Origin of the sequence: Bartonella sp. TT29SHDZB (assembly GCF_042193395.1) — a bacterium.
Classification (GTDB): Bacteria; Pseudomonadota; Alphaproteobacteria; order Rhizobiales; family Rhizobiaceae; genus Bartonella.
On sequence record NZ_JBHILQ010000037.1, the window covers coordinates 1 to 6,264 of the forward strand.

The following is a 6,264-nucleotide window of genomic DNA, read 5'->3' on the forward strand; positions in this document are numbered from 1 at the left end:
AATGGCGATTTCACTAGTGGTGGCGCTCTCAACGCGATTTCAGAGCAAGATTTTAACAGTTTTGATTTGGATCTTAGGGGCAAAGAAGGCGACAAATCGAAACAAAAGAATAAGTTTCGTCAACAATCAACAGAAGTTACTACAAACAAAACCACGATAGAAGCAGAGGGCAACCTCTCCATGCACGCGCAAAATGGGCATCTCACACTTGGTGCGGCAGGGCTATCAAGTGGTGGTCAGACGCATTTGGCAGCAGATAAGGGAAAAATCAAGTTTCTGACCAACAAGGATCAAGATTTTAAGGACGTTTATCAGCGTAATGAAAACCTTGTGTGGTGGAGTGAGAGCGATAAAGGTTACCTTAAGGAGACCATCGAGCATGTCACCATAGATGCTAAGGGTGGCATGAAGCTTGATGCAGGCAATGGCTTCGTTGTTGAATATGAGGCAACCGGTGATTTAGACAAATCCCTTGAGCAATTGTCACTCTCTCCAGGCATGGCATGGATTAAGCAACTGCGTGATGATCCAGAATTATCCAAGCAAGTGGATTGGCAAGCAGTTAAGGCTGAGTTTAAAGACTGGGATTATAAAGCCCAAGGATTGACAGAAGCCGGTGCGGCTATCGTGGCATTGGCTGTCACGGCGGTTACAGGCGGAGCAGCCTCGGGCGCTGCCAGTGCCATTACCGGTGCTTTGGGGCTTGGCTCGAGCACCGCCATGAATGCAGCGATACAGGCAGGTGTCCAAGCATTGATTAACAAAAGCGCTGTGGCTCTTGTCAATAATCGCGGCAACATTGCCGGCGCCTTGCATGAGCTTGGTTCTTCAAAGAATGTTCTCAGCATTGTCTCTTCGATGTTGACAGCAGGCTTAACCAGCCAACTAACGGAAATGGCAGGTGTTGGACAATCTTTGCCAAAAACCGCTCCTTTTGTCGATCGTATCGCCCTTGAAGCGGAAAAGAATCTGATCAAAGCCGCCATTGGCACAGGCGTGCAAACGGCTCTTGAGGGTGGTTCTCTTGACAAGAACTTTTTTAACAATCTGCGCATCGCCCTGTCTGATACGGTTGGCAAATCGTTGGCAGAAGAAATCGGTACCGCCAAGGCAGAAGGCAAAATAAATACGGTCACGCAGATCGTTGCTCACGCCGGTCTTGGCTGCTTAAAAGGCGCTGTTGCGAGCGGTGCTTGCTCTGCCGGTGCTATCGGCGGGGCTGTGGGCGAAGCCACTGCTATGCTCCAGTTTAAACTGTCGACCAAAAATTTTATACAAAAAGAAATAGCAGCATTGGATGGTCGTGTTCCAACGGCAGAAGAACAAGCGCGTATCAATGCAAAGATTGAAGCACAGTTTTCTGATTTTAATGATCATGCCATTGATATCGCGCGCATAGCGGGAGGCTTTGCTGCTGCCCTTGCTGGTGGTGATGTCAATACTGGCGCTGATGCCGCAGGTAATGCTGCCGAAAATAATTTTCTTCCTGCGGTAGCAGCTGCTGTAGCGTTCATTGTGTCGCTTACGCCACAAGAGTTGGCAGCTCTGTCTCTTTTTATGGCTGGTGGAGCAACTATTGTTCAATCTCCTAACAATAGAACCGCTATAGCTGATTTCCTTACCTATTGGTTTGCATCGAAAAATTCTGCAGAAGATAGCGAAAAAACAAATCAAAACTCACAAGAAGAAAAAAATAAAGATTCTCAGAAGGAAAGTAAAAATAAGAAAAAAAACGGAAACAATAAAGAACCACAAAACAATAATGACGATGACAACGATGGAAAGGGTAAAAAGCTTAATAAAGGTAGGAAATATCATGACAAAAAACGCGATGAGGAAAAACAAAGATTAGAGGAGGAAGGATTTTCACCAAGCGAGGGAGAATTAACGATTGAAATTGAAATTAAGACAGATAAAGGTACAATTAAGGCAAGAACACGTCCTGATAATACTTATATTGAGGATGGTGAACCAGCATTTAGTGAGACGAAAACAGGTAAAGCCAAATTAAATAAAATGCAGAAAGCTTTAAGAGAAATATGTAAAACAACAGGAAGTATAAAGTTTTGTGGTCCTAAAGCTGAAGAGTATCTTAAGAAAAATAAAGAGAAATTTAATAAATACCAAGAAAATTTAGAAAAGTTTATAAAAAAAGAGAAACCAACTGAGGAACAACTAAAAAAATTTAATAAAGAGTGGCCTAAAAAACAATTGAGTAAGAAATGGGAAAAAGGACCACGAAAATATAAACTAAACGAATATCCAAGTTATTTAGAAGAAAAGTGAATGACTATGCAAACCAAAAACGTAACAGAAATTTTAAAAAGATTGGGCTGGGAGACTCATCGCCATGAAGTTGGAGATACATTTGCTTATTATCATCTTTCTGATCGTATAATACGCATTCTCTATGATGTTGTAGATTATGGAGAGGATGGTGGAAGGTTGCGGCTATCAGTCGCTCTTACTACCGCCGCTTATTGCCTTGCTGAGGAATATTCTAATAGCGAACAGTCGCGCTATAAATATGATGATATGTTGATTTCTGCAGAAGAAAATTTCGGAGTTACAGCACAGAATCTTTCTGAAAGTCATATTGAGGAAGCTTTAAATAGGGTAATTGCGTGGGCGAAAGTACAAGATATTGAACAAAAATTGCATGAAGAAGCCGCCAATCATTCTGCTGTTGCACAAGCATTGCTTGGCGATATTGATGCTTTAAGGTCTGATAAGCCGGCACCCCAATTACATGTTCCAGAATTTGCCGATTATGCAACCATGGAGTGGATTGATCGCCTTATTTTATTTGCACAAGCCTATAAGAATGGAGAGTTAGACGATATTCTAACGCGCAAAAAGCCCAAACAGCGCTCGATAAGCCTTACCGCAGCAAGTCGCATCTTCAAAACGCTAGGATGGATTGCTATGGAACCTGGGAGAATGTTTCTTTCTTTGCCAGATCGTTTTATTCAGTTTGATTTTGGTTTTGTACGCCTCCATGACAATTACAATGTCCGTCTTGAAGCTGAGATCTCTAATGAAGAGATTTCTATAGCTTGTCGTTATATTCACTATAGGGGAGAATATAATTGGATACGACCTACGGATATTTATCAGTCTTTTAATACAATTGGGGGAGGGATTTTTAGTGGTTTTGGTAAAGGGATTGATATTTGTGTAGAGAGGTTGAATGAGCAAGAATTGACGCAAATCTCTGAGCGGATAATACAATGGGCACGCGCTCAAGATTTACAAGCATCGATCGAAAGCAAAACAGTTGTTCAAAAATATAGTTACGATACAGATATAGTTTGGCATTTGGCTTGTTTAGCGTTGACAGGTCGAATTGATACCCTGAAATCTTATAAAAATTTTTTAGAAGCTGGTACGATTTCTGAACATTTGGATGATGATGAAGTAGAAAAATATGTTAACCATGCCGTTGAATTTGCTGAAGAACATCTGAAAATCCTTAATGAGCGAGAAGCAGCAGAAGCACATCTTGGTCCGAAAGCTTTGATTACTTTCAATAAGGTTGCTGAGCAATTAAAAGAAATGGGTTGGACAGTTTATCGTGATAAAAACTATGATCGTAATACCTATTTTATCAGTAAAGACCGTATCATCAATATAATGTACAGTCTTCAAAGTGATGAAGAAGAGCCAATTGTTGCATTTAAGGCTTCCCTTTCAACACTTGGCTTTTCCACTGCTCATAGAGAGATTTTCTATAATATGCCTCAATATATAGCCCTCAAAGAAGCAGAAGAAGTTTATACAGTTTCTAGTACTGAATTGGATAGAGGCAAGCTAAAGGAGATTTGTACAGATATACTTGAATGGGCAGATCGGCAAAATGTCAATCAAATCATTTATGATTATGCGGCTTTTTCCCCAGACAGTGAACTTGATCTTGTAGCGCGTCACCTTATTGCGCTTGTTTTGATTGGGGATGTTGAAAAGCTCAAATCTTATAAGGAGAATTTTAGAAAGGGAAATCCTTTAGGTTTTGTGGAAGAAATCTCAAAATATAGAATTGATAATCTCCTCACTCTTGCACGGGGTTATCGAGCAGGTTTTCCGAAAAATGCACCGATTTTGAGCTTGGATCCGCAAATAGCATCTGTTGCTTCTAAAACAACTTCTGTTGAAGTGGCAGAGGAAGTGGATGAAGTGGATGACAATGATGATCGTCTCACCATGGAAAGTGCTCATGCACTTTTAAAAAGCCTAGGCTGGTCAACCGAGAAAATCAATGAGAATGACCATATGGCAAGCTATCAATTGGCTGATCGTGAAGTAGACATTCTTTATAACGACGAAATTGCCAAAGACTACCCGCAATTTGATAGCGCCTTTATGATTAGCACGGGCATTCTTTCCACCGCTTGTAAATTCATTGATCCTACCCACACGGAAGATATTCCAGATATACAGCTTAATTTTGAAGCAAAGGGTTTAGAAATCTTTGAACCAGAAGTTACTGCGGATCGCTTAAAGCAAGCACTTGATGACGCGCTAAAATGGGCGGTAACAGACATTGACCTTTCTGAAAGACTTCGCTCTGATTATGGCGCTGCTCCTTGGGAAAAAAGCACCACGTCTGAAGCAAACGATGCACATTATGCTTTACTTCATCTTGGCGCTCTTGCTTTATTGGGTGATGTTGAGACCTTACAATCTTATCAGAAAAGCTTTACGGCAGGTGATCACCTAGGCTTTGACGAGAGCATCAACAAAACCCACCTTGAACGTGCATTAGCTTTAGCCAAAGAAGTAGCAAAGGTGAAGCAAGTGAGCTACGCTTTGATTGAACGGGTAGCAAAAGATTTTGATGATCACTCAGAGCTTTCTAGCGAGGAATAACCTCGCTCTTGGAAGGAGAGTTTATTTAAGTCTATTTAGAACAAAGAATAAATTGATTATTTTGAAAAAATCGAGGGGATTATGAATCATGAAATGGATAAAGAAAAAAAGTATGGGGGCAGCTGAGCCGGTGGAATTTAAAAGTCAAAAAGTTTATCAGGAAGATGAACTGTTTGAGCCCGAAACAGTTTCTTCTTGGAAAGAAGAAGGACAGATAGTAACGGGTACAAATGTGGAAAGAATGGTATCAGGAAGAGCACCTATTGGAGTCGATTTTAGACCTATTATGTTACATCCTATGACACAACAACAAGATAGTCCTCTCGTTGAGGTTCTCTACTCATTTTATCAAGGCAGGAGTTTGGTTGCTCCTATGAATCCAAAGACAAATTTTATCAGAAAAGTTATTTGTTGGATTTCAAAAAAAAATTCCTAAGTAGGAAAAAAGAAAGAGTAATTATTGCAAATATTGAAATAATATCCCTAAAAGGCGCTCTCTAAACTTTAATGATCACCTCCTTTAATTCCATCATATATTGTAAATGCGAGATGATTGTACAGAGACAGATGAGAAAAGAGCTCCGTCAAGAACATATCTCTTATGATTTTATCAATCTCATCTCAATTCCATTGGCTATAGTAGAAAAAGATTGATCATTAGGAGCACTCATTATGAGTAAAAACACGCTGTGACTTATGGAGAAAAATTTATGAAAAGTTATACTTTATCAGATGTTGCACAATATGTTGATATGCATAGTCATGTTATTAATTTTGGTACTCAAGATAATGCCCCTGATGATGTACGGATTAAAACAGCTGAGAACACTCTTGGTTTACAATTTACCTCTTCCTATAAGAATTTTTTAAAAAATTATGGAGGAGGAGAAATTGGAGGTGAAGAAATATTCAGTATTTATGAAATCTGTGCAGGTATTCCTGCTGGTGATATTGTTTACCGAAATTTGCTTGATAGAAGAGATGGCTTTACGGACCCCAAACAACTTGTTATCTGCACAACTGATTTTGGTGAAACCTTTTATTTTGATTATAAGCAGTTTCGGGATGGTGAATGCCCACTCTATCTCAAGTATACATCTGAAGATTCTGAATATTACGCAAGTAATTTTTATGAATTTCTCTGCAAAAGAATTAAAGAGTATGCAGGGGAAGATTCATGAAAACTTATACCTTAGATGATGTTATACAACTAGTTGATAAATAGAATAATTGCGATTTATTGCTTGTTATGAAAACATCTAAAAAGAGATTGATCATTATAAAGATTAGAAAAATCCCTTTTAATAAACTTTTGTCATTTTTGTCAGTTCTTTTTAGAACCTATATCATTTTTTTTAAATGAGAGAAAATTAAAATCATTATATTTCAATAAGTTAA

The 6,264-nt window shown here is 39.2% G+C and carries 4 protein-coding genes; all 4 read left to right on the forward strand.

All coding sequences use genetic code 11. The annotated features are described in order from the left end of the window. Positions 1 to 2,286: DUF637 domain-containing protein (locus tag ACFIJJ_RS08845; RefSeq protein WP_375646680.1), on the forward strand; the 2,286-nt coding region annotated here is incomplete at its 5' end. 6 nt (positions 2,287 to 2,292) lie between these two features. Next, a complete protein-coding gene (locus tag ACFIJJ_RS08850) occupies positions 2,293 to 4,866 on the forward strand; it encodes a DUF6990 domain-containing protein (protein ID WP_375646682.1) in 2,574 nt (857 codons plus the stop codon). Positions 4,867 to 4,954: 88 nt separating this feature from the next. Further along, positions 4,955 to 5,302, forward strand: coding sequence for an HNH/ENDO VII family nuclease (locus tag ACFIJJ_RS08855; RefSeq protein WP_375646683.1), 348 nt, complete (start codon positions 4,955 to 4,957; stop codon positions 5,300 to 5,302). Positions 5,303 to 5,576: 274 nt separating this feature from the next. Continuing rightward, positions 5,577 to 6,047 (forward strand): SMI1/KNR4 family protein, encoded by a 471-nt coding sequence (locus tag ACFIJJ_RS08860; protein WP_375610943.1) that lies wholly within the window; start codon positions 5,577 to 5,579, stop codon positions 6,045 to 6,047. Positions 6,048 to 6,264: the final 217 nt, after the last annotated feature.